This window comes from Streptococcus sp. Z556, assembly GCF_053010225.1.
Genome location: NZ_JBRKNU010000006.1, coordinates 17455 through 40497, shown reverse-complemented (window position 1 = coordinate 40497; position 23043 = coordinate 17455). Strand labels below are relative to the sequence as shown.

Below are 23043 nucleotides of genomic sequence, written 5' to 3'. Positions count from 1 at the left end.
CACAAGGCTAGAAAATGAAATTTTTTACATGTAACATAACATCTTTAGTCGATTATTTTAATTTTTTTTACCTAAATACTACTATTTTCTCAGTATTTATGGTAAAATCAAGGTTGGAGAAAGAGAATCGAGGTGAAATTATGGCTATTCCAAAATACCAATATATTAAAGATGAATTAAAAAACAAAATCATCTCAGGTCAATTTGCGAGTGGAGATAAATTTTATACAGAAGCAGAATTGATTGCGATGTACGATGTTAGTTCGATCACCGTTGTTCGTGCTTTGAATGACCTTGCAAAAGACGGCTATATTGTCCGTCAACAAGGTAAAGGAACTTTCGTTTCACGTGCACGTAAGCACAAACTCGTTGAGTTTTCAGATGTTGAAATCTTTGAAACCAAAGACGATAAAGTTACTGTCCTTTCTATCGAGCGCGGAAACAAGCTTGAATATTTAGAGAAACTCGGCCTACGTGGAGATCAATTCTACTATAAGATTGAACGTATTCGTCAAACAAATGACGTTACATACATCTACCACACATCTTATGTTCCTGAACAATATATCAATGCCAACTATCCAAATCTTGATTATTATAGTTCTATCTATAAACGTTTCAAATTGGATTACCGCATTCACATGAGTGATGAGCATTTTGAGGAAATCAATGAGATTGCCTTTCCAACACCAGAGCATGCTGCTTCTGTGCTTGGAATCGATACACAATTCCCAACTGTCTTCCAAACCAAGACTACAAAACTTGAGGCCACTGGCCAAGTCCTTGCCTATAGTGAAACTTATAAGCGAGCAGACTACTACAAAATCAAATTCATCTCATGTAACCGAGGTCATTAAGAAAAAGCCTGAGCCCAGCTCAGGCTTTTTCTGTATTTAATTATAGCACGAGAAAGAAACTATGAAAATGCTATGAAGGGTTCTTATTTAATTAGTAGCGTTTTTACTAAAAACAAGTTAAATACTTGCTTCATTTTTCCTTCTATCTTTATCTTTTATTGGCAATTTTCTCCTAAATCTTATGTTTTCCTCCATTTATTATAGTTCTTATATAAACCCTATTGACATTTTACCCCTTAGATAATAAAATAAAATTGGTTTTATGTAAACGCTATCATACACGATAACAACAAGGAGGTTTTGTCATGAAACTAGAAAAGAAACAGCGCTTCTCCATTCGTAAATACGCGGTTGGAGCAGCTTCTGTACTTATAGGATTTGCATTTAGCGCACAAGTCGTAGCTGCCGACGGGATTACTCCGGCTCCAACAGCTGAGGAAACAGTTCAAACTGTCCAGGAGAGTCCGCAAACACCCGATGAGGCTGGAGAGTCCAAGGCCCCAGAAAAACTGGAAGAAAAGGCTGAAGAACCTGTAAAAGAGGAGGTCAAAGAAGACACGGAGGCTCCTCATACAGTTACTCCAAAAACGGAAGAAACAACTGCACCAGCTGTGACAGAAAATGCTAGTCCTACTCCGACTACTGAGAAAGAAAGTCCTGCTCCAACTGAAGTTCCTGCAGAAAACTCTCCTTCAGAAAAGAAAAATGAAGCAGCCACACCTGCAGTAACCACTCCTAACACTGAACGAGCAGCTCAGGTAAATGAAAAACTGGCTAAAAGAAAAATGATCTCAATTGATGCTGGACGCAAGTACTTCTCTCCAGACCAACTCAAAGAAATCATCGACAAAGCTAAACACTATGGTTATACTGATCTTCATTTACTAGTTGGAAACGATGGCATGCGTTTCATGTTGGACGACATGACCATCAAAGCCAATGGCAAAACCTATGCAAGTGATGATGTCAAACGTGCGCTCGAAAATGGAACTAATGCCTACTACAAGGATCCAAACGGCAATCACTTGACAGAGAGCCAGATGACGGACTTGATCAACTATGCCAAAGATAAGGGTATCGGACTAATCCCAACCGTTAATAGCCCTGGGCACATGGATGCCATTTTGCATGCCATGAAGGAGCTAGGTATCCAAAAACCGAACTTCAACTACTTTGGTAAGGAATCTGCTCGTACCGTTGACCTGGATAACAAAGAAGCTGTTGAGTTTACCAAAGCCCTGATCGACAAGTATGCTGCTTACTTCGCTGGTAAGACTGACATCTTCAACATCGGGCTAGATGAGTACGCCAATGATGCTACAGATGCCAAAGGCTGGAGCGTTCTTCAAGCCTACAAGTGGTACCCAGAAGATGGCTTCCCAGATAAGGGTTATGACAAATTTATCGCTTATGCTAATGACCTAGCTCGCATCGTTAAATCTCACGGTCTCAAACCAATGGCCTTTAACGACGGCATCTACTACAATAGCGATACAAGCTTTGGAACCTTTGACAAAGACATCATCGTTTCTATGTGGACTGGTGGATGGGGCGGTTACGACGTCGCTTCTTCTAAACTTCTAGTTGAAAAAGGCCACCAAATCCTTAATACCAATGATGCTTGGTACTACGTCCTCGGACGAAATGCCGATGGCCAAGGCTGGTACAACCTCGACCAAGGACTCAATGGTATCAAGAACACTCCAATCACTTCTGTACCAAAATCTGAAGGAGCAGATATCCCGTTCATCGGAGGTATGGTAGCTGCTTGGGCGGATACCCCATCTGCACGCTATTCACCATCACGCCTCTTCAAACTCATGCGTAGCTTCGCAAATGCCAATGCTGAATACTTCGCAGCTGACTATGAGTCTGCTGAGCAAGCCCTGAAAGAAGTCCCGACAGACCTTAACCGCTATACTGCAGAAAGTGTCGCAGCTGTCAAAGAAGCTGAAAAAGCCATTCGATCACTTGATAGCAACCTCAGCCGTGCCCAACAAGACACCATTGACCAAGCAATCGCGAAACTCCAAGAAGCTGTCAGCAATTTGACCTTCACACCAGAAGCTCAAAAAGAAGAAGACGCGAAACGCGAAGTTGAAAAACTTGCCAAGAACAAGGTGATCTCAATCGACGCTGGACGTAAGTACTTCTCAGCTGAGCAACTCAAACGTATCATTGATAAAGCTAGTGAACTTGGATATTCTGATGTACATCTACTCCTAGGAAATGACGGACTTCGCTTCCTCCTTGATGACATGACTATCACTGCTAACGGAAAAACTTATGCAAGTGACGATGTCAAAAATGCCATCATTGAAGGAACAAAAGCTTACTACGATGATCCAAACGGAACCACTCTTAGTCAGGCTGAAGTCACTGAATTGATTGAGTACGCAAAATCAAAAGGGATTGGACTCATCCCAGCGATCAACAGCCCAGGTCACATGGATGCCATGCTTGTCGCTATGGAAAAATTAGGTATCCAAAATCCTCAAGCCAACTTTGACAAGGTCTCTAAAACAACCATGGACCTTGAAAATGAAGAAGCGATGAACTTTACAAAAGCCCTTATCGGCAAGTACATGGACTTCTTTGCAGGCAAGACTAAGATCTTTAACTACGGTACAGACGAATACGCTAATGACGCCACCAACGCTCAAGGCTGGTATTATCTAAAATACTACAATCTCTATGGCAAGTTCGCTGAGTACTCCAACACTCTTGCTGCCATGGCCAAAGAACGAGGCCTTCAACCAATGGCCTTCAACGATGGTTTCTACTACGAGGACAAGGACGATGTTGAGTTTGACAAGGATGTCATCATCTCTTACTGGTCTAAAGGGTGGTGGGGCTATAACCTTGCAACTCCTCAGTATCTTGCAAGTAAAGGCTACAAACTTCTTAATACCAACGGAGACTGGTACTATGTTTTAGGCAATCACAAAGCAGACGAAGCCTACCCACTATCAAAGGCGATTGAAAACTCTGGTAAAGTGCCATTTAACCAACTTGCTTCTACCAAGTATCCAGAGGTAGACCTTCCTACTATTGGTAGTATGCTTGCTATCTGGGCAGATAAACCAAGTGCCGAGTACAAGGAAGAAGAAATCTTTGAACTCATGACTGCCTTCGCAGATCACAACAAAGACTACTTCCGCGCTGACTACAATGCTCTCCGTGAGGAGCTTGCTCAAATCCCTACTAACTTGGAAGGATACAGCAAAGAAAGTCTCGATGCTCTAAATGCAGCTAAAGAGGCTCTCAACTACAACCTCAATCGCAGCAAACAAGCCGAGTTAGACGCTCTCGTAGCTAAACTCAAGGCAGCCCGCCTAGGCCTCAAACCAGCGGCAACTCACTCAGGAAGCCTCGATGAAAACGAACTAGCTGCCAACGTTGAAACCAAACCGGAACTCATCACAAGAGCAGAAAAGATTCCATTTGAAGTTATCAAAAAAGAAAATCCGAGCCTCCAAGCTAAGCAAGAAAAGATTGTCACACCAGGTGTAGATGGTGAACGCACTCATTACATCTCTGTCCTTACTGAAAATGGTAAACAAACAGAAACCGTTCTAGATAGCCAAGTAACCAAAGAACCTGTGACCCAAGTGGTTGAAATCGGTGCCCCTATTACCCACAAAGGGGATGAAAGTGGTCTTGCTCCAGCTGCCGAAGCGAAACCGAGACTGGATATCCAAGAGGAAGAGATTCCGTTCACTACTGTGACACGTGAAAATCCACTCTTACTCAAAGGGAAGACTCAAGTTGTTACTAAAGGCGCTAACGGTCGTCGCAGTCATTACTATTCTGTGAGCACTAGTGCTGACGGTAAAGAAGTGAAAACTCTTGTAGATAGCCTTGTGACCCAAGAAGCAGTGACCCAAGTTATTGAAGTCGGAACTCTTGTAACCCATGTAGGGGACGAACACGGTCTTGCTCCAACCGCAGAAACAAAACCGAGACTGGACATCCAAGAGGAAGAAATTCCATTTACTACTGTGACACGTGAAAATCCTCAATTACCAAAAGGACAAACGCAAGTTGTTACTAAAGGAGCTAACGGCCACCGTATTGCCTTCTACTCTGTGAGCACTACTGCTGATGGAAAAGAAGAAAGAACTCTTGTCAATAGCGTGGTAACACAGGAAGCGGTCACTCAAGTCGTTGAAGTCGGTACTGCCCTTGAGAAAACTGAGCAAACTGCACCAACTACTGTCAAAGCAGATGAAAAACAACTCCCTGCAACAGGAAGTCAAGACTCTGCAGGCTTGGTCGCAGCAGGACTCATGGCGACTCTAGCAGCCTACGGACTGACTAAGAGAAAAGAAGACTAAGATTCTTCTAAGAGAATACGAAAAAGCGAGATTCAATCTCGCTTTTTTGTTTTATGATTAGTCACCAAGTCCGATACGTTCAAAGATATCCTCTACTCGTTTGGTGTAGTATGCTGGGTTGAAGATTTCATCGATTTCTTCTTGAGTCAAGCGTAATGTTACTTCTAATAATTGTTAGTGACCTATTTTAAATGCTGTCGCATATGCATTATGAAAGGCATATCCTGAAGCATATAAGTTAACTTCCGGTCTAACATTACTATAACTACGTTCTTTAAAACTCCAAAATACTCTACCTTGCTCTTGTTCCCTATAACCTATTATATTTGTATCATATAACAACTGAAGAGTATCTTCTGGTGTTCTCATATTTCTAGGTATAGATAAATTATATTTTTTTTGTTTTTTTATAAAGTTATTATATATTTCTTCAAATTTATTATAGGTAAATCGCTTCGTTCTGAAACTTTTGACAAATTTTTGAAACATATTATACTCATCATTATCCATGTAAATTAACATGAAGTCTTTTAGTTCTCCTAATAAGTAATGAGGATATTCTGTTTTAATCATATTTAAGAAGTCATCTCTTCTAAACCTTTCACCTTCATTCTTCTCTACTAACTGATTCAACATTGTTAAAATATCCCTTGGTTTGTATAAAGAATAACGCAAAAACTCTATAAAAGAATCTTCACTATCTTGGCTATCTCGACCTGAAACACTATAAGGGAAATAATCATCCCATGTCACTCCTTTTGGCCTATCTGACAAAGTTTGTTGTTTTAAGAAATAATTATCCGCAATTTCGAAAAGTTTGGAACCTCTATAAGCACTATAAGTAGTATTCCAATTAATTAATACTGAGTTATCTTTCAATTTTTGGTTCATATTGTGAATAGACATAGAATATATAATATCTGGTCTAATCAACAAAGAAACCTTAATCCCTCTTTCTTTCAACTCCGAATTATTCAACTCAATTACTGCATTTACTAATCCCCTCAAACAATCCATATAGTCTTCATGCTTAATCTCAGTTGGCCTTGCATCAATCCCATCAATAAATAAAATGAATTGCTTATCCAATCGTATTTCTTTAAATACTTTTTTAAATCCATCTAATAATTTAATCAAAGTCAATTGATAATTACTCTCAGCGTATTTTTCTGAACTTTCCGTACTAATCTTAGCAGATGGTTTAAAGATTCCCCCATTAATCATTGCATTTATAGAACTGTTAGAGTTTTCAACAAACTCAATTGCTTGAATAAACTCTGGCGAAAATGCATCACTATAAAAATCATTTATCACTGAATCTAATTTTTTTATTGGCCCCGATTTAAGTAACGTACTCGGTAAAAATTGTTTAATTTCCTCACTAAGAACAAGATAAATAACATTCATCCATACATCCTTATATGATGACATATCTAAAGACTTATTCTTTTTCATCCGAATGAATTTATCATATACCGTATCCTGAACAAATTTTATTTTAGCTTCAATATTATCTATGGACTGTTTCGAAAAATATACTGAATATGCTGTCTTACCAGAACCTTTTTCGCCAATAATAAAATACTTTCTCGGATCTTTTATTTGTTCTAGTACATCGCCTGCTAAAAATACCTTGTTAAATAAATCTAACTCACTTTCGTTAGAATTATAATATTCATACGCATCACCTTTTATTGTCTGTAAATCTTCAATTTTAATCATAATATTACCTCCTATTTGCCTCAAAGTCCGATACGTCCAAAGATATCATCCACTCGTTTAGTGTAGTATGCAGGGTTGAAGATTTCATCGATTTCCTCTTGAGTCAGGCGTGATGTCACTTCTGGATCTGCTTCGAGAAGCGGTTTAAAGTCTACTTGATTATCCCAAGAGTAGGCTGTTTTTGGTTGAACAAGGTCGTAAGCTTGCTCACGGGTCATGCCTTTTTCAATCAAGGTCAACATCGCACGTTGGCTAAAGATAAGACCAAAAGTTGAGTTCATGTTGCGAATCATGTTTTCTGGGAAGACTGTCAAGTTCTTGACAATGTTTCCAAAACGGTTGAGCATGTAGTCAATCAAAATGGTCGTATCTGGGGTGATAATACGCTCAGCTGATGAATGAGAGATATCACGTTCGTGCCAGAGAGCGACGTTTTCATAGGCCGTCACCATGTGACCACGGATAACACGCGCAAGACCTGTCATATTTTCAGAACCGATAGGGTTGCGTTTGTGAGGCATTGCTGAAGAACCTTTTTGACCTTTGGCAAAGAACTCTTCCACTTCGCGTTGCTCAGACTTTTGAAGACCACGGATCTCCGTTGCCATACGCTCGATGGAAGTCGCGATGCTAGCAAGAACTGCAAAGTACTCAGCGTGAAGGTCACGAGGAAGGACCTGTGTAGAGATTTCTTGAGCACGGATACCCAATTTGTCGCAGACGTATTGCTCTACGAATGGCGGGATATTGGCAAAGTTCCCAACCGCACCAGAAATCTTACCAGCTTCTACACCAGCAGCCGCATGCTCGAAACGCTCGATATTGCGCTTCATTTCGCTGTACCAAGTTGCTAATTTAAGACCAAAAGTTGTCGGCTCAGCGTGCACACCGTGGGTACGACCCATCATGATGGTGAACTTGTGCTCCTTGGCCTTGTCAGCGATGATGTTAGTGAAGTTTTCAAGGTCACGACGGATGATGTCGTTGGCCTGCTTATAGAGGTAACCGTAGGCAGTATCGACTACGTCAGTAGAAGTCAACCCATAGTGGACCCACTTGCGCTCTTCACCAAGCGTCTCAGAAACCGCACGTGTGAAGGCAACCACATCGTGGCGAGTCTCTTGCTCAATTTCCAAAATACGGTCGATGTCAAAGTCCGCTTTCTCGCGAATCAGAGCCACATCTTCCTTAGGGATTTCCCCCAACTCAGCCCATGCCTCATCAGCCAAGATTTCCACCTCAAGCCAAGCACGGTATTTATTTTCTTCACTCCAAATGTTCGCCATTTCGGGGCGACTATATCTATCAATCATGTTTAATTTTCCTTTCTTTTGATGTTTCACATCAGTTAGCAACCAGCAATCACTTTATTCAAACTCTTCTTTCCCAATCCAAACAGATGGATAATGATCGAGTGTGTTCAAATCCTTATCCAGCTGGACATCATAGATAGCTAAATAGTTTTCAGGGTATTGAACAACTAGCTCTTCATACTTAGCTTTCACTTTTTCGTGATCACTACTAGCATACAAGACTTCGACGACTGCTCCAGTCTTATCTTTTTCAACAAATGCATTAACGATGATTTGTATCATAGATTTCTCCTAAAAATCAATCCCTTCCCCTAATTTAACCACACTATTTAGCACATCACTAAACAAAGTTATATGCCCTACCCTACGGTTATGCTTGTCTTCTATGGTCACTTATTTACCGCCCACTCCGCCGCTTTCTCTGCATGGATCACTGTTGTGTCGTAGAGAGGCAGGTCGGTGTCGGGTTGCTTGACGAGGAGACCAATCTCGGTACACCCCAAGATAACAGCTTCAGCTCCTGCTTTTTTCAAATCATCTATAACGGCAAGATAAGTCTGCTTTGAGCTTTCTTTGATGTTCCCTAGGCAAAGTTCATCATAAATAATTCGATTAACCTCTGTAATGCCAGCTTGGTCTGGAATCAGCACTTCTAACCCAGACTCTATTAATTTCTCCTTGTAAAAATCTTGGGTCATGGTGTACTTGGTCCCTAAGAGGCCGACTTTTTGAATACCGTCAGCCAACAAGGCCTGCGCAGTTGCCTGCGCAATATGCAAGATTGGAATCGTAATCTTTCCTTGTATCTGCGGAGCAACCTTGTGCATGGTGTTAGTACAAATAACGATGAAATCCGCACCTGCTTGCTCCAAGCGCTGAGCAATATCTGCCAAAAGTTGACCGCTTTTCTCCCAGTCTCCGACTGCTTGATAATGCTCAATCTCTGCAAAATCAACACTATAAAGTAGAATCTTAGCTGAATGCAAGCCACCCAGCTCTTTTTTGATGGTTTCGTTGATGATTTGGTAGTAAGATGTGGTACTCTCCCAACTCATACCACCAATCAGACCAATAGTTTTCATAGGCTAATTAAACTCCTCCTTGCTTATCACAACCGACAGATAGTGCGGCAAGCTACTTAGATTTTTATCCAATGGCGAATCATAGATAGCCAGATAATTGTTTGGATATTGAATCTTTAATTCCTGATATTGGATTTTACTTTTTCATGGTCGGCACTGGCAAAGAGCACTTCCACAACGGCGATTTCTTTTCCTTCCTCCACAAAAGCGTTGACAATAATTTGAATCATAAACTGGTCTCCATTTAGCTTTAAAGATTATCATTTTCTGAGTCTTCATGTATAGAAAATTCAAATGAAATTCTCTCAGGATGCCTAGGCAGGCCGTAACTACTCAGATAATCCTTAACTTCCTTCACGGAACAAGAATATTCTAAGACTAGCTGATTGCCAGCTCTCTCTAAAATATGAATCCCCTCTCTATCCGCAATCTCAAGTCAGTGTTACGGTCGTTATTTCATCATCTAACAATTCATCAAATTCTTCTGCCATTTCAAAAATCAATCCCCTCACCAAACTCAACTACACTATCCGGTACATCACTAAACACAGTCACATGCCCCATTTTGCGGTTGTGCTTCGCTTCTATTTTACCATACATGTGGAGGTGGGCGCTGGGATTTTCTGTGACATATTTTTCGGCAGCCTCGACATGCTGACCAAGAACATTGAGCATAACAGCAGGCGCATGCAATTTGATAGCTGGCAATGGTGCTCCGAGAACGCCCAAGATATGGGTATCAAACTGGGAGAAGTCACAGGCTTCAATAGAGTAGTGCCCTGAGTTATGTGGACGTGGGGCAATTTCATTGACAATAATGTCATCAGCTGTCGCAAACATTTCCACACAAAGGGTTCCAGACAGCTTGAGCTGTTCTGCGATTCGTACTGCCATGGCTTTGGCTTTTTCAGCTAGACTTTCTGAAATGCGAGCTGGGACGATGGTCTTAGACAGAATGTTGTTACGGTGGATATTTTCCTGAACTGGGAAAACCGTCACGTCCTTGCCATTTCCTGACACGATGACAGAAATTTCAAGGTCAAAGTTGACAAATTCTTCCAAGACACAGTCTGCAGAGTCAGCTAGCGCATAGGCTTCTTCTAAATCTTCTGCCGAACGAATGACCTTTTGACCGTGACCATCGTAACCACCAGTCGCAGTCTTGAGGACATAGTTTTTCGACAGGTCGATATCTGTCAAGTCTTGACTTGAGGTCACTACCTTGTATGGAGCTACTGTCACTTGAGCCTTGTTTGAGAGAAAGTCCTTTTCAAAGATCCGATTTTGAGAAATGCGAAGTAGGTCTGTCCCTTGAGGGAGTTGCCCATCCTTGATAACCGCATCCAAACCGTCAGCGTCGACATTTTCAAATTCATAGGTCAGGACATCACAGCGGTCCGCTAACTGACGAAGAGCGTCTACATCATTATAAGGAGCCACGATGATCTCCGCCACGCGAGAGGCTGGGCAATCCGCTGCAGGATCCAGCGCGATAACCTTGTGCCCCATGTAGATAGCAGAAATGGCCATCATCTGACCCAGCTGACCACCACCGATAATTCCGATTGTTTTAGATGAGCTCATTGGTAGACTCCTCTGCGATTTTCCCTTGTTCTTCTGCAAAATCTGCCAATGCTGTCGCGATAGCCTGATCTTCTACTGAGAGGAGACGGAGGGCAAAGAGGGCCGCATTGGTCGCTCCTGCTTCACCGATAGCCATAGTCGCAACAGGCACACCACCTGGCATCTGTACGATAGAGTAGAGTGAGTCCACGCCACTAAGAGCGCGCGATTTGACAGGTACACCGATGACAGGAAGGGTTGTTTTGGCTGCGACCATTCCTGGCAAATGGGCTGCGCCACCTGCACCTGCGATAATGACCTTGATACCGCGACTACGAGCTTCCTCCGCATGTCTGAACATGAGGTCTGGAGTACGGTGGGCAGAGACAACTTTCTTTTCGTAGGCTACACCGAAACGGTCCAGGACTTCGGCGGTTTTTTGCATGGTTGCCCAGTCGGATTTGGAGCCCATGATGATGGAAATAATTGGTTTAGTCATAATTTTTCCTTTTTTCTTTTTTTGATAATGGTCTTAGGTGGTGGGGACGGAAGCAAACCTTCGGTTTCATTCCTAAAATTTGAGCCTAAGGTCTCAAATTTTCCCTTGACCAGAACAGATACTGTTCTGGTCTTTTCACCACGGCGACCATTGTCGTGTTTGGCGACTGCGTCGCCTTTTCTTATATCTTTATCTAATTGCCTTGCTTCCGATATCCGTACGATAGAAGAGACCTTCTGTGTTTTGTTTGTCAAGTTCCTTGTAGATGGTGTCTTGGGCTTCTTTGACGGTGTCTGCTGTGGTGACTAACATATAGACACGTCCACCGTTAGATAGCAGTGCTCTGCTATTTTCTGCAAACTTAGCCCCTGCATAGTAGGTGATGATATCTCCCTCGGTTTTTGCTGGCAATTCAACACCTTTTTCATAGTCTAGCGGGTAGCCGTTTGACGCGACAACCACGCCCAGAGTCACACCCTTATCCGTCCAAGTGATGTTTGGCTCCTTGCTATCAAGAATATCCGTAATATTTTGCGCAAAGTCAGAGGTCAGGCGAGGCAGGATAATCTGAGTTTCTGGATCTCCGAAACGAGCGTTAAACTCGATGACTTTGGGTCCATCTGCTGTCAAGATAAGCCCTGCGTAAAGGACACCAAGATACGGACAACCTTCTTGGATCATGCCCTCAAGGACTGGCTTGACAATAGTCTCCACCGCTGTATCAACTACACTCTCTGGCAAGTGTGGAACTGGCGCATAGGCACCCATCCCGCCCGTGTTAGGCCCCTTGTCCCCATCATAGGCACGTTTGTGGTCCTGAGCTGTTGGCATGATGTAGAACTTATTGCCATTGACAAAGGCAAAGAGTGAAAATTCCTCACCTTCAAGAAACTCCTCGATGACCACACGCGCACCTGAATCGCCAAATTTGTTGTCCAAAAGCATCTCATGAGCGGCTTCGACCGCTTGCTCAACCGTTTCAGCTACGACAACACCTTTCCCAAGTGCCAAACCATCTGCCTTGACAACGATTGGAGCGCCTTTCTCTTCGATATAGGCCTTGGCTTCCTCGAAATCTGAGAAGGTCCCATAGGCTGCTGTCGGAACGCCGTACTTGACCATGATTTCCTTAGCAAAATCCTTGGACCACTCCAGCTCCGCTGCAGACCTTGTCGGACCAAAGGCTTTGAGACCAGCTGCATTGAACTCATCAACAATCCCAGCAGCAAGGGCATCATCTGGACCGATAAAAGACCAAGCAATATCGTTGGCTTTTGCAAACTCAATCAATTTAGAATGTTCGGAAATAGAGATATTTACCAATTCCAGACCATCCAGAGTCATCCCGTCATTCCCAGGAGCTACAAAGACTTTTTCAACGTCTTTTGACTCAAGCAACTTCTTAGCAATGGCATGTTCACGACCACCCGAACCGACAACAAGCAGTTTCATTTCTCAACCTCTTTTGCGAATTATTTACTAATATTATAACATAAACGTTCGTTTTAATCTTGTTTCGTTTCGCTTTTAAAGCAAAAAAAGAAAGAAACTGTTTTCTTCCCTTTTATTTTCTTAATGTCTAAAATGTCTCACGCCTGTAAAGACCATGGTCAAGCCGTATTTATCAGCAGCTTCGATAGACTCTTGGTCACGGACGGATCCACCAGGCTGGATGATGGCCTTGATACCTGCTTTAGCGATTTCTTCCACGTTATCCGCAAATGGGAAGAAGGCATCGGAAGCAAGGACAGCGCCGTCAAGACGGTCTTTAGCTTGGTCAATGGCAATACGGACTGAAGCTACACGGTTGGTTTGCCCTGGGCCAACACCGAGTGTCATATGGTCATTCGTCACGATGATTCCATTTGATTTGACATACTTGATAGCTTTCCAAGCAAACTCAAGGGCGGTTGCTTCTGTCTCAGTTGGTTGGCGTTTGGTTACCACTTGCCAGTCAGCTGGGCTTTCTTTGATCACGTCTTGGTTTTGAACGAGGAGTCCACCGACAACACCTGTGTATTCTGCTTCCACTTCACTAGCGTCTTGGGCATCAAATGGCAAGGCAAGAATGCGCAAGTTTTTCTTTTTGTTGGTCAAAATGGCTAGCGCTTCATCCGTATAGCTTGGTGCAATGATGATTTCAAGGAAAACGTCGTGCATCTTCTCAGCTGTCGCAGCATCTACCTCACGGTTAAGAACGACAATCCCACCGAAGATAGACACTGGGTCAGACTCATAAGCATAGTCCCAAGCAGTTTCGATGTCATCAGCTTGACCGATACCGCACGGGTTCATGTGTTTGAGAGCTACAACCGTTGGACGTTCTTTGAAATCGCGGATAATACGAATGGCAGCATCCGCATCGCGAATGTTGTTAAAGGACAATTCCTTGCCGTTAAGCTGTTTGGCTGATGCAATGGAGTAATCCGTTGGCAAGGCTTTTTGGTAGAAGTCCGCATCCTGTTGAGGATTTTCACCGTAACGCATGGCTTGTTTGAGGTCATAAGTCAAGGTCAGTTTTTCAGGCTTTTCTTCACCCACTTGAGCTGTGAAGTATTCTGCGATCAAGGCATCATAAGCCGCTGTGTGACGGAAAACCTTGGCTGCCAAACGTTGGCGAGTTTCGTAACTTGTTTCACCATTTGCTGACAATTCGTCAAGCACAACAGCATAGTCAGAAGGATCTACCACAACGGTTACGCTGGCGTGATTCTTCGCTGCTGAACGAAGCATTGATGGACCACCGATATCAATGTTCTCAACCGCATCAGCGTACGTCACGTCTGGTTTAAGAATGGTTTCCTTGAAAGGATAGAGATTGACCACAACAAGGTCGATCAATTCGATATTATTATCCTTAGCTGCTTCCAAGTGACTATCCAAGTCACGACGAGCGAGAAGCCCGCCGTGTATATTTGGATGGAGGGTCTTGACACGACCGTCCATCATTTCTGGGAAGCCAGTCACATCATCAATGGCAATGGTCTCCACCCCGGCATGGTCAAGGGTAACCTTGGTACCACCTGTTGAGATGATATCCCAACCAAGTTTTTTGAGTTCTTGAGCAAATTCAACAATGCCCGCTTTGTCTGAGACGCTGATTAAGGCCTTTTTCGTCATTCTATTCCTCTTTCTTTAGATCCAAGCGCATAGCGACTTCGTTATTTTCTTCTATAAATCCTGTTTCCTGAAAACCCAGACTAGTCAACAGGTACTTCATTTTTTCATTTCCAACTACATAATCTGCGGTAATATGACTGCAAGCTCTATCCATCTGAGCCTCTTTGATTAGAACTTCCAAGGCTTTTCGACCATAACCTCTTCCTTGGTACTGCTGACCAATCATTATCCGCCAGATAAAGTATTCCGCTTCATCCTTGTCTATTTCTAGCAGGAGAAAGCCAACCACTTGCTTATCCCAATAGATTGCCATCGGAAACACATCTTCGTTTTTCCGGTAGAGCCATGCATCAGCTAAAGAGCGAACATTTGGAGCTACGAAACGTGCTCGTTCATCAGCTTCTGATATTTTCAAATCCAGCACTGCCTGAAAACTGCTCTCATCTACCAATTTCAGTTCAATCATTTTTTCTCCTAGCAAGATTGCGCAATCAAAACTTGATTTACTTCTTACCTTCTCTCCACTCCCAAACTATCCAACACCTCTGGATACAACTTGTACTCTGCCTCATGAATACGAGCTTCAAAGCTTTCGATAGTATCATCTGCTAGACGTGGCACACGGACTTGTTTGATGACCTTGCCTGTATCCACACCTGAGTCCACCCAGTGAATGGTCACGCCACTCTCAGTAACACCAGCATTCCAAGCATCCTCAATCCCATGAGCTCCTGGAAATTCTGGCAGGTAGGCTGGATGAATGTTGATGATACGACCTTCATAAGCTGCCAGTAAGGTTGGCCCAACGATTTTCATGTAGCCTGCTAGACAAACCAAGTCAATCTGGTGCTCTTCCAAAAGTTCGACGAGGGCTGCTTCGTAGTCTGCCTTGCTCTCAAACTCCTTGAGTTCAAAAGCGTAGGATTGAACGCCGAGCTTGTCTGCACGCTCGAGCACAAAGGCATCACGATGGTCTGAAAAGACAAACTCCACCGGAAATTCTTCGGCAATCACCTGAAAATTTGAGCCATTACCAGAGGCAAAAACCGCTATTTTTTTCATTTGATGATGACACTTTCGTTTTCTTTCTTGACGATGCGACCAATTTCATAGACTGGTTCATCCAACAATTCCTTGATTCGCTCGATATTTTCAGGGCTAACTGCCAACATGAGCCCTACGCCCATATTGAAGATTTCAAACATTTCTTCGTGCTTGATATGACCGTATTTCTCAAGGGCTTTGAAAATCGGAAGGACTGGAACTTTGTCTTCTTCGATTTCTGCCGCTAGATCATCTGCAAACATACGAGGGACATTTTCAATAAAACCACCACCTGTGATGTGGGCAATCCCATGAACCAAACCTTCCTTGATGAGTGGCAAAACAGCTTTAACGTAGATACGAGTTGGTTCCAAAAGGACATCTTTCAGCTTTTTGCCTTCCAACTCAGGCAAGACTTCTTCGCCTGTGTAATCCGCAAAAACACGACGTACAAGTGAGTAACCATTTGAGTGAATCCCACTTGAAGCAAGTCCGAGAAGAACATCACCTTCTGCTACTTTTGATCCGTCGATGATTTGAGATTTTTCTGCCACACCGACCGCAAATCCAGCCAAGTCATAGTCATCTTCTCCATACATACCAGGCATTTCAGCTGTTTCCCCACCAATGAGGGCAGCACCAGCCTGCACACAACCTTCTGCCACACCAGCGACGACTTGTTCTAGTTTAGCTGGTTCATTCTTCCCTGTCGCCACATAGTCGAGGAAATAGAGAGGCTCCGCACCTGCAGCGATGATATCATTGACACACATGGCTACACAGTCCTGCCCAATCGTGTCATGCTTGTCGTACTTGATAGCCAGCATGAGCTTGGTTCCGACACCATCAGTTCCTGAGATCAAGACAGGCTCTTTGACACCTGTTTTTGAAAGGTCGAACATGCCACCAAAACCACCAAGAGCTCCCATAACACCTGCACGCTCCGTACGAGCCACGTGCTTTTTGATCCGCTCAACAACTTCATAACCTGCTTCAACATCTACACCCGACTGGGCATACGCATTTTTATTTGCCATTTTATTTTTCCTTTTCTTTGAGAAGATTGCGACGTATTTTTAGATAAACAATTATTTTATCTAAAAATACTAGTCAGGGCTCTAGCTTTGGTCCCATAAGGCAAAGCGTCTACTGACAAATGCTTTAGCTTTTAGTCAGTAGCGAGACGTGGAGCATAAGCATTTTTATTTGTCGTCTTCTCTTCCTTTCCTTTCATGGAGAGTCTTTATCCGTCTATTTGTAAAAACTGGTCTTGTCCCCCAAGCTTCTACGATATTCTTCCTCATAGTCGTAGAGAGGAGTTGGGTAGTCCCCGTCAAAGTAAGCGACGCAAAGCCCACCATTTGGCGCATCTGTTTCAATCCCGATGGATTCAATCAAGCCATCAATCGAAAGATAGGTGAGACTATCTGCACCAATGATTTGGCAGGTTTCTTCCACCGTATGATTGGCCGCAATCAACTCCTGACGCGTCTGGATATCAATCCCATAGAAACATGGATAAGCTAGCGCAGGGCTCCCAATAGCAACGTGAACTTCTGTCGCACCAGCTTCCTTCAAGAGTTGGACGATGCGACGAGAAGTGGTACCACGGACAATGGAGTCATCTACCATAACCACACGTTTGCCTTTAACAACACCCGAAACAGCAGATAGCTTCATCCGCACACCTTGCTCTCGCAATTCTTGAGTCGGTTGGATAAAGGTGCGTTGCGTATATTGGTTCTTGATGAGGCCCATTTCATTTGGCAGACCGGATTCTTCCGCAAAGCCCATGGCTGCACTTAGGGAAGAATTGGGCACACCGACTACGATATCCGCCTCATGCTTAAATTCACGCGCTAATTGGGCACCCATACGTTTCCGTGCAGTATGGACATTGATCCCATGGATGTTAGAGTCAGGGCGGGCAAAGTAGATATACTCCATAGAACAAATCGCCAACTGGGTATCATTCGTATAGCTATCGTACTGAATCCCACTGTCATCTACGATTACAATCTCTCCTGGTTTTACATCGCGAATCCACTCGGCACCAATGACTTCAAAAGCACAGGTTTCTGACGAAACGACCACCGCTCCGTTTGCCATTTTCCCAATAGAAAGTGGACGAAAACCATTAGGATCAAGAGCCGCAATCAACTTGTCCTCAAACAGCAGGATATAAGCAAATCCACCTTTGACAAGGCTAAGTGCCTCTTTGATTTTGCCCATCAAGTTCGGATTGTGACTCCGACGAATGAGGTGTGCCAAGATTTCCGAGTCCGAAGTTGAACTGAAAATAGCTCCTCTTTGTTCCAATTCTTGCTTGAGCGATTCGGCATTGGTCAAGTTTCCGTTGTGAGCAAGTCCAAACTGCATATCGTGAAAGCGAAAGAGGAAGGGCTGGATATTATCTACAGAAGCTTCGCCAGCAGTCGCATAACGCACATGCCCAATCGCGCTCGTTCCTGTCAATTTATCCAAATTAGCAGGATTTCTGAACACTTCTGATAAAAGCCCCATATCACGATGACGCTTCAAGTTCCCCTGGTCATTGGAGAGGATTCCTGCCCCCTCCTGACCACGGTGCTGAAGACTGTGGAGTCCAAAATAGGTCAATTTAGCAGCATCTGGATGCCCCCAGATACCGAAAACACCACATTCTTCATTAAGAGATTTTACTTCGTATGTCATTTTTTATACCTAATTTTTATTTATGTATCATTCCTTTAGTAGAGCCGAATGATACGGTAGAAGCTCGTTTCACTCGCAAAACAAACCTTTTGCAATCACCAAGAACTAAATCTACATGACTTTTACATTACGGATACTATCTATTAGAAAATCTGTAAGTCTTATTTCCCAGTAAAGTATTGAACCGCTGATGCAAAGAGATATTGGTCTTTATTTCCTGGAATATTTTGGAAGAGACCGTCTTCATAACGTTCTGAGTGTCCCATCTTACCGATGATTTGACCATTCTTGCTAGTAATTCCTTCGATGGCATTTACAGAACCATTTGGATTGTACTTAGAATCCATACTTGGTTTGCCGTCAAAGTCAACGTATTGGCTAAAGATTTGACCATTGTCACGAAGCTCTGCAAATTCCTCAGCCGTCACGACAAACTTCCCTTCACCGTGCGATACTGGGATGGCATGGATATCGCCCACTTGCACTCCAGCCAACCATGGTGAGTTGGTATTGGCAATTCGAGTTTCCACCATCTTGGCCACGTGTTGGTTGGCATCATTGTAGAAGAGGGTTGGACTAGTGCTACTTGCATCTTCAAAGTTACCATATGGAAGAAGACCTGATTTGACGAGGGCTTGGAATCCATTACAGATACCGATAATCAAGCCACCACGAGCGATAAAGCTATCAATCGCTGCACGCACTTTTTCATTAAGAAGGATATTGACAATAAACTTAGCTGACCCATCTGGCTCGTCTGCAGCGGAGAATCCACCCGCAAAGAAAAGGATGTTAGCCTTGCCAATATTGTCAACCATGGTTTCGACTGACTTGACAATAGCTTCTTCATTCAAGGTCACAAATGGCACCAAGTTAACCTCTGCACCTTCTTTTTCAAAGGCCTTGGCTGAGTCATATTCTGAGTTGGTTCCTGGGAATACTGGGATGTAAACGACAGGTTTTTCAATAGTTTCTTTGGCTTTTACAACTACTTCAGAAGCAACAGCTGGAACTTCTTCCAGTTCTTTTGCTTGGGCAAATTCAGTTGGGTAAACTTCTTCCAGTTTGCCTTGGAAGGCACTGTCAAGTTTCTGTCCATCTAGCTTCACACCGTTGACAGTCAGTGTAAAGTCTACGCTTGTTTGACCGATTTTCTCTACTCCAGCAATCTCTTCAGGAGATGTGAAGACAAATCCGCCTAATTGAGCTGTCAAAGCCGTTTCAAGTTCAGGCAAGGTTACCTCTGCACCGATATGATTTCCAAAGGTAGCAAGAGCCAAACTTTCAATAACACCACCATATTTAACAGCTGATGCAGATGTCACTTTGTAAGCCTTTTGAATAGCTTCGAACTTGGCAAAGTTAGACTTGATCAAGTCAAAGTCAATATCAGCAGAAAGGGCTTGACCTGGGATGTAGTAGATATTTTCACCAACAGTCTTGAACTCAGGAGAGAGAACTTGACGACTATCTGCCGTTGTCACTCCAAAGGCAACCAAGGTTGGTGGTACAGTCAATTCTTCAAAGGTACCAGACATAGAGTCTTTACCACCGATAGATGGCAAGCCAAGTTGGATTTGTGCTTCGATAGAGCCTAGAAGAGCTGCTACTGGCTGACCAAAACGCTCTGCTTGTTTGTCCATCCGCTCAAAATACTCTTGGTAAGAGAATCGAGCCTTAGACCAGTTGGCGCCAGCAGCAACCAAACGAGCAGTTGCTTCGATAACCGCATAGGCAGCCCCATGATATGGAGACCATTCTGCAATGTATGGGTTGAAGCCTTGCGCCATGACAGACGCAGTATGAGTCACTCCATGTTGAACTGGCAATTTCTGAACAGAAGCTTCAGTCGGTGTGAGTTGGTAACGACCGCCAAGTGGGTGATTGACTGTTGAACGACCAACAGAGCTATCAAAGATGGTCTGCAAACCTTTTTGACTCGCATGGTTGATGTCAGATAGTACCGCAAGAGTATCAGCTTCAAGGGCTTCAGTACTTGTCTTGCGCTCTTCTGGGAGTTTGACATCCTTGTCCACAACCTTGGCATCTACAACGACACGCACACCATTGGTATCAAGGAAACTGCGTTCCAAGTCGACAATCGTTTCACCATTCCAGTGCATGACTAGATTTGGTTTTTCAGTCACTGTCGCAACCACAACAGCGTCAATATTTTCTTTGTTACATTCTGCAACGAAGGCATCTACATCCTCAGGACGAACCACCACAGCCATCCGTTCTTGTGATTCAGAGATGGCAATTTCGGTTCCATTCAAGCCTTGGTATTTAAGAGGAACCTTGTTGAGGTCAATTTCAAGACCGTCTGCCAATTCACCGATAGCTACACAGACACCCCCAGCACCAAAGTCGTTGGATTTCTTGATAAGACGAGTGACAGCGCCATTACGGAAAAGACGTTGAATCTTGCGTTCTTCGATGGCATTCCCTTTTTGAACCTCTGCTCCAGCAGTCTCTACAGACTCAACTGTTTGAACCTTAGAAGAACCTGTCGCACCACCGACACCATCACGGCCAGTCTTACCACCGAGGAGGATAATGACATCTCCCGCTTCCGGTTTTTCACGAACCACATTTTCCTTTGGAGCTGCACCGACAACTGCACCAAGCTCCATGCGTTTGGCTACAAAGCCTGGGTGGAAGTATTCACGAACGTAGGTCGTCGCAAGCCCAATCTGATTCCCGTAAGAAGAATAACCATGAGCTGCTGTTTTAGAAATGACTTGTTGCGGCAATTTCCCAGCACGAGTTTCTGAAATCGGTGCTGTAATATCACCTGCACCTGAGATACGCATAGCTTGGTAGACATAAGAACGCCCTGACAATGGGTCACGAATAGCTCCACCGATACAAGTAGCCGCTCCACCAAATGGCTCAATCTCAGTTGGGTGGTTGTGGGTTTCGTTTTTAAACATGAGGAGCCAAGGTTCCTTGACGCCATCAACGTCCACTTCGATTTCGACCGAACAAGCATTGATTTCGTCAGACACTTCCATGTCATCCAAACGCCCATTGGCACGCTCATAACGACCAAAAATAGTCGCCATATCCATCAAGGTTTGCGGTTTTTCAGAGCGCCCCAACTCCTCGCGCATAGCGATATATTTGTCGTAGGTCGCCTGTAATTGTTTTTGGAATTTAGAGGCTGAGAAATCAATCTGCTTCAACTCTGTCTCAAAAGTAGTATGACGGCAGTGGTCAGACCAATAAGTGTCCAAAACCTTGAGCTCCGTCTCAGTCGGCACGCGCCCGATTGACTTGAAATAGTCTTGGATAAAGAGCAAATCATCCACTTCCATGGCCATTCCTTGTTCAGCCTTGTAGCGAGCAAAGTCTTCTGCCGTATAGCTTTCAAAGAAGGTCAATTTCGGAATTGTCTTGTCTGACTCAGAAAATTCCTGCTTGGCAATTCCTGTTGTGATATCCTTGAAACGAGAATCAACTGGATTGAGCAGGTAGTTCTTGACCGCTTCCAACTCAGTCACATCAATATCTTTATTAACCAAGTACAATTGTGCTGTGTTGACCGTCACGTCACTCGAACTTCCCAGCAAAAGCAAGGCTTCCTGTGAAGAAGCTGCACGCTGGTCAAACTGTCCTGGCAAACTTTCAATGGCAAAGAAAGCATAATTGGCAAGATCCGCCTGCACAGCCGTTTCATCCAATACATGGTCTGTCACCTGCTCAGAGAAGATATGCTTCTCGGCGGGCGTAAACAAATCCTCTGACAAGCCAAAAACGTCATAAACCTGCACGATTCGAATACTTTTTAAAGTTGACAGTCCCAAGTTATGTTGGAGCTCTCTCACCAAACTCTCTGACTTGACCTGAAAATCAGCCTTTTTTTCAACAAAAATACGTTTATCCATCAATCCTTATTCCTTTATTTCAGCTCTTGCAATTTTTCCAAATGACCTTAAAGATGTTATTTTAAACCTTGCAACTTTTCCCAGACAATCTCGTAGACATCGGTTAATTCACCTAGACCCCGACGGAAAACATCCTTATCCATGTGGTTACCGTCAGCGTCCCAAAGTCGGCAGTTATCTGGTGAAAATTCGTCTGCCAAGATAATCTTGCCATCCTTATCAAAACCAAATTCCAGTTTAAAATCGATTAACTTAAGACCAATCTCAGCAAACCAGGCTTTCAAGAGCTCATTGATACGACGGGTTTCTTCTTTCAAGTAAGCAATCTGCTGATCATCCGCAATTTTAAGGAATTTCACATGCTCGTCATTGATAAAGGGATCATCCAAATCATCATTTTTATAGTAAAATTCTACAATTGGAGTCTCAAATGCGATACCTTCTTCCACCCCAAAACGTTTTGAAAAAGAACCAGCCGTGTAGTTGCGAAGCACGACTTCCAAAGGAATAATCTCAACCTTTTTATTGAGCTGTTCCGTGTCCGAAATTTTTTCCACAAAGTGAGTCGCTACACCAGCCGCATTTAATTTCTCAAAAATAAAAGATGAAATCTGATTATTCAAGACTCCTTTGCCCGCAATCTGCTCCTTCTTGACACCGTTGAAGGCAGTTGCCTGGTCCTTGTAAGTTGAAATAATGAGATTTTCATCCTCAGTTGTATAGATATCCTTGGCTTTTCCCGAATAGATCAATTTTTTTGACATTTTAAAGTTCGCCTTTCGTATTACTTGAGCACATTCTACCACAAAACAAACAAAAATTCAAGATTTTTACGAACTATTAACAAAATAGCGCTTGTTGCGTAAAGAAAAAACTGCAAAACACCTTTGTCTTACAGTTTTTCAATCAGTTATCTCGAAAAAAG

General features: G+C 43.4%; 16 protein-coding genes and 2 pseudogenes. 2 read left to right on the top strand and 16 right to left on the bottom strand.

Annotated features, from left to right (window positions below):
* Nucleotides 1–98 precede the first annotated feature (98 nt).
* Together ACVC7S_RS07655 and strH are read left to right on the top strand one after the other, a co-directional pair.
* Complete coding sequence (locus ACVC7S_RS07655) at nt 99–857, top strand: GntR family transcriptional regulator (RefSeq protein WP_193750115.1); 759 nt, start codon at nt 99–101, stop codon at nt 855–857.
* A gap of 305 nt (nt 858–1162) precedes the next feature.
* A complete protein-coding gene (gene strH, locus ACVC7S_RS07650; protein WP_447266726.1) occupies nt 1163–5194 on the top strand; it encodes an LPXTG-anchored beta-N-acetylhexosaminidase StrH in 4032 nt (1343 codons plus the stop codon).
* A 174-nt stretch (nt 5195–5368) separates the two neighbouring features.
* On the opposite strand, the gene ACVC7S_RS07645 is transcribed toward strH, so the two are convergent.
* From ACVC7S_RS07645 to purC, 16 genes and pseudogenes are all read right to left on the bottom strand, one after another.
* Nucleotides 5369–6916 carry a P-loop ATPase, Sll1717 family gene (locus ACVC7S_RS07645; RefSeq protein WP_447266725.1) on the bottom strand — a complete coding sequence of 516 codons (1548 nt, stop codon included), beginning with the start codon at nt 6914–6916 and terminating at the stop codon, nt 5369–5371.
* Between the two features lie 20 nt (nt 6917–6936).
* On the bottom strand, nt 6937–8229 hold the full coding sequence (gene purB / locus ACVC7S_RS07640; protein ID WP_447266724.1) for an adenylosuccinate lyase: 1293 nt from the start codon (nt 8227–8229) through the stop codon (nt 6937–6939).
* 54 nt (nt 8230–8283) lie between these two features.
* Nucleotides 8284–8511: a phosphoribosylaminoimidazole carboxylase gene (locus ACVC7S_RS07635; RefSeq protein WP_447266723.1), complete on the bottom strand. Its 228-nt coding sequence runs from the start codon at nt 8509–8511 to the stop codon at nt 8284–8286.
* A 9-nt stretch (nt 8512–8520) separates the two neighbouring features.
* Nucleotides 8521–8616 (bottom strand): annotated as a pseudogene (locus tag ACVC7S_RS07630) (phosphoribosylaminoimidazole carboxylase); the annotation flags it as partial.
* 2 nt (nt 8617–8618) lie between these two features.
* The gene (locus tag ACVC7S_RS07625; protein ID WP_447266722.1) at nt 8619–9311 is read right to left on the bottom strand and encodes an aspartate/glutamate racemase family protein; all 693 of its coding nucleotides are present in this window, start codon (nt 9309–9311) and stop codon (nt 8619–8621) included.
* Nucleotides 9312–9314: 3 nt separating this feature from the next.
* Nucleotides 9315–9541 (bottom strand): annotated as a pseudogene (locus ACVC7S_RS07620) (phosphoribosylaminoimidazole carboxylase).
* Between the two features lie 262 nt (nt 9542–9803).
* On the bottom strand, nt 9804–10895 hold the full coding sequence (gene purK / locus ACVC7S_RS07615; RefSeq protein WP_447266721.1) for a 5-(carboxyamino)imidazole ribonucleotide synthase: 1092 nt from the start codon (nt 10893–10895) through the stop codon (nt 9804–9806).
* Nucleotides 10882–11373, bottom strand: coding sequence for a 5-(carboxyamino)imidazole ribonucleotide mutase (gene purE, locus ACVC7S_RS07610; protein WP_000165491.1), 492 nt, complete (start codon nt 11371–11373; stop codon nt 10882–10884). The genes purK and purE overlap by 14 nt, the downstream gene beginning before the upstream one ends.
* Before the next feature lie 189 nt (nt 11374–11562).
* The gene (purD, locus tag ACVC7S_RS07605) at nt 11563–12825 is read right to left on the bottom strand and encodes a phosphoribosylamine--glycine ligase (protein ID WP_447266720.1); all 1263 of its coding nucleotides are present in this window, start codon (nt 12823–12825) and stop codon (nt 11563–11565) included.
* A gap of 120 nt (nt 12826–12945) precedes the next feature.
* Nucleotides 12946–14493 carry a bifunctional phosphoribosylaminoimidazolecarboxamide formyltransferase/IMP cyclohydrolase gene (gene purH / locus ACVC7S_RS07600; protein ID WP_447266719.1) on the bottom strand — a complete coding sequence of 516 codons (1548 nt, stop codon included), beginning with the start codon at nt 14491–14493 and terminating at the stop codon, nt 12946–12948.
* Nucleotide 14494: 1 nt separating this feature from the next.
* Nucleotides 14495–14959, bottom strand: coding sequence for a GNAT family N-acetyltransferase (locus ACVC7S_RS07595; RefSeq protein ID WP_061853010.1), 465 nt, complete (start codon nt 14957–14959; stop codon nt 14495–14497).
* A 44-nt stretch (nt 14960–15003) separates the two neighbouring features.
* Nucleotides 15004–15555 (bottom strand): phosphoribosylglycinamide formyltransferase, encoded by a 552-nt coding sequence (gene purN, locus ACVC7S_RS07590; RefSeq protein ID WP_268725769.1) that lies wholly within the window; start codon nt 15553–15555, stop codon nt 15004–15006.
* Entirely contained in the window at nt 15552–16574 is a 1023-nt protein-coding gene (gene purM / locus ACVC7S_RS07585; RefSeq protein WP_268725768.1) for a phosphoribosylformylglycinamidine cyclo-ligase, read from the bottom strand. The genes purN and purM overlap by 4 nt, the downstream gene beginning before the upstream one ends.
* Nucleotides 16575–16788: 214 nt before the next feature.
* Nucleotides 16789–18231, bottom strand: coding sequence for an amidophosphoribosyltransferase (gene purF, locus ACVC7S_RS07580; RefSeq protein WP_447266718.1), 1443 nt, complete (start codon nt 18229–18231; stop codon nt 16789–16791).
* A 161-nt stretch (nt 18232–18392) separates the two neighbouring features.
* Nucleotides 18393–22118: a phosphoribosylformylglycinamidine synthase gene (locus ACVC7S_RS07575; protein ID WP_447266717.1), complete on the bottom strand. Its 3726-nt coding sequence runs from the start codon at nt 22116–22118 to the stop codon at nt 18393–18395.
* Between the two features lie 56 nt (nt 22119–22174).
* Nucleotides 22175–22882 carry a phosphoribosylaminoimidazolesuccinocarboxamide synthase gene (gene purC / locus ACVC7S_RS07570; RefSeq protein WP_268705939.1) on the bottom strand — a complete coding sequence of 236 codons (708 nt, stop codon included), beginning with the start codon at nt 22880–22882 and terminating at the stop codon, nt 22175–22177.
* Nucleotides 22883–23043: the final 161 nt, after the last annotated feature.

Coding starts and splice junctions, on each gene's coding strand:
- ACVC7S_RS07655 (WP_193750115.1), top strand. CDS start 99: ATGGTAAAATCAAGGTTGGAGAAAGAGAATCGAGGTGAAATTATGGCT.
- strH (WP_447266726.1), top strand. CDS start 1,163: ATGAAACTAGAAAAGAAACAGCGCTTCTCCATTCGTAAATACGCGGTT.
- ACVC7S_RS07645 (WP_447266725.1), bottom strand. CDS start 6,916: ATGATTAAAATTGAAGATTTACAGACAATAAAAGGTGATGCGTATGAA.
- purB (WP_447266724.1), bottom strand. CDS start 8,229: ATGATTGATAGATATAGTCGCCCCGAAATGGCGAACATTTGGAGTGAA.
- ACVC7S_RS07635 (WP_447266723.1), bottom strand. CDS start 8,511: ATGATACAAATCATCGTTAATGCATTTGTTGAAAAAGATAAGACTGGA.
- ACVC7S_RS07625 (WP_447266722.1), bottom strand. CDS start 9,311: ATGAAAACTATTGGTCTGATTGGTGGTATGAGTTGGGAGAGTACCACA.
- purK (WP_447266721.1), bottom strand. CDS start 10,895: ATGAGCTCATCTAAAACAATCGGAATTATCGGTGGTGGTCAGCTGGGT.
- purE (WP_000165491.1), bottom strand. CDS start 11,373: ATGACTAAACCAATTATTTCCATCATCATGGGCTCCAAATCCGACTGG.
- purD (WP_447266720.1), bottom strand. CDS start 12,825: ATGAAACTGCTTGTTGTCGGTTCGGGTGGTCGTGAACATGCCATTGCT.
- purH (WP_447266719.1), bottom strand. CDS start 14,493: ATGACGAAAAAGGCCTTAATCAGCGTCTCAGACAAAGCGGGCATTGTT.
- ACVC7S_RS07595 (WP_061853010.1), bottom strand. CDS start 14,959: ATGATTGAACTGAAATTGGTAGATGAGAGCAGTTTTCAGGCAGTGCTG.
- purN (WP_268725769.1), bottom strand. CDS start 15,555: ATGAAAAAAATAGCGGTTTTTGCCTCTGGTAATGGCTCAAATTTTCAG.
- purM (WP_268725768.1), bottom strand. CDS start 16,574: ATGGCAAATAAAAATGCGTATGCCCAGTCGGGTGTAGATGTTGAAGCA.
- purF (WP_447266718.1), bottom strand. CDS start 18,231: ATGACATACGAAGTAAAATCTCTTAATGAAGAATGTGGTGTTTTCGGT.
- ACVC7S_RS07575 (WP_447266717.1), bottom strand. CDS start 22,118: ATGGATAAACGTATTTTTGTTGAAAAAAAGGCTGATTTTCAGGTCAAG.
- purC (WP_268705939.1), bottom strand. CDS start 22,882: ATGTCAAAAAAATTGATCTATTCGGGAAAAGCCAAGGATATCTATACA.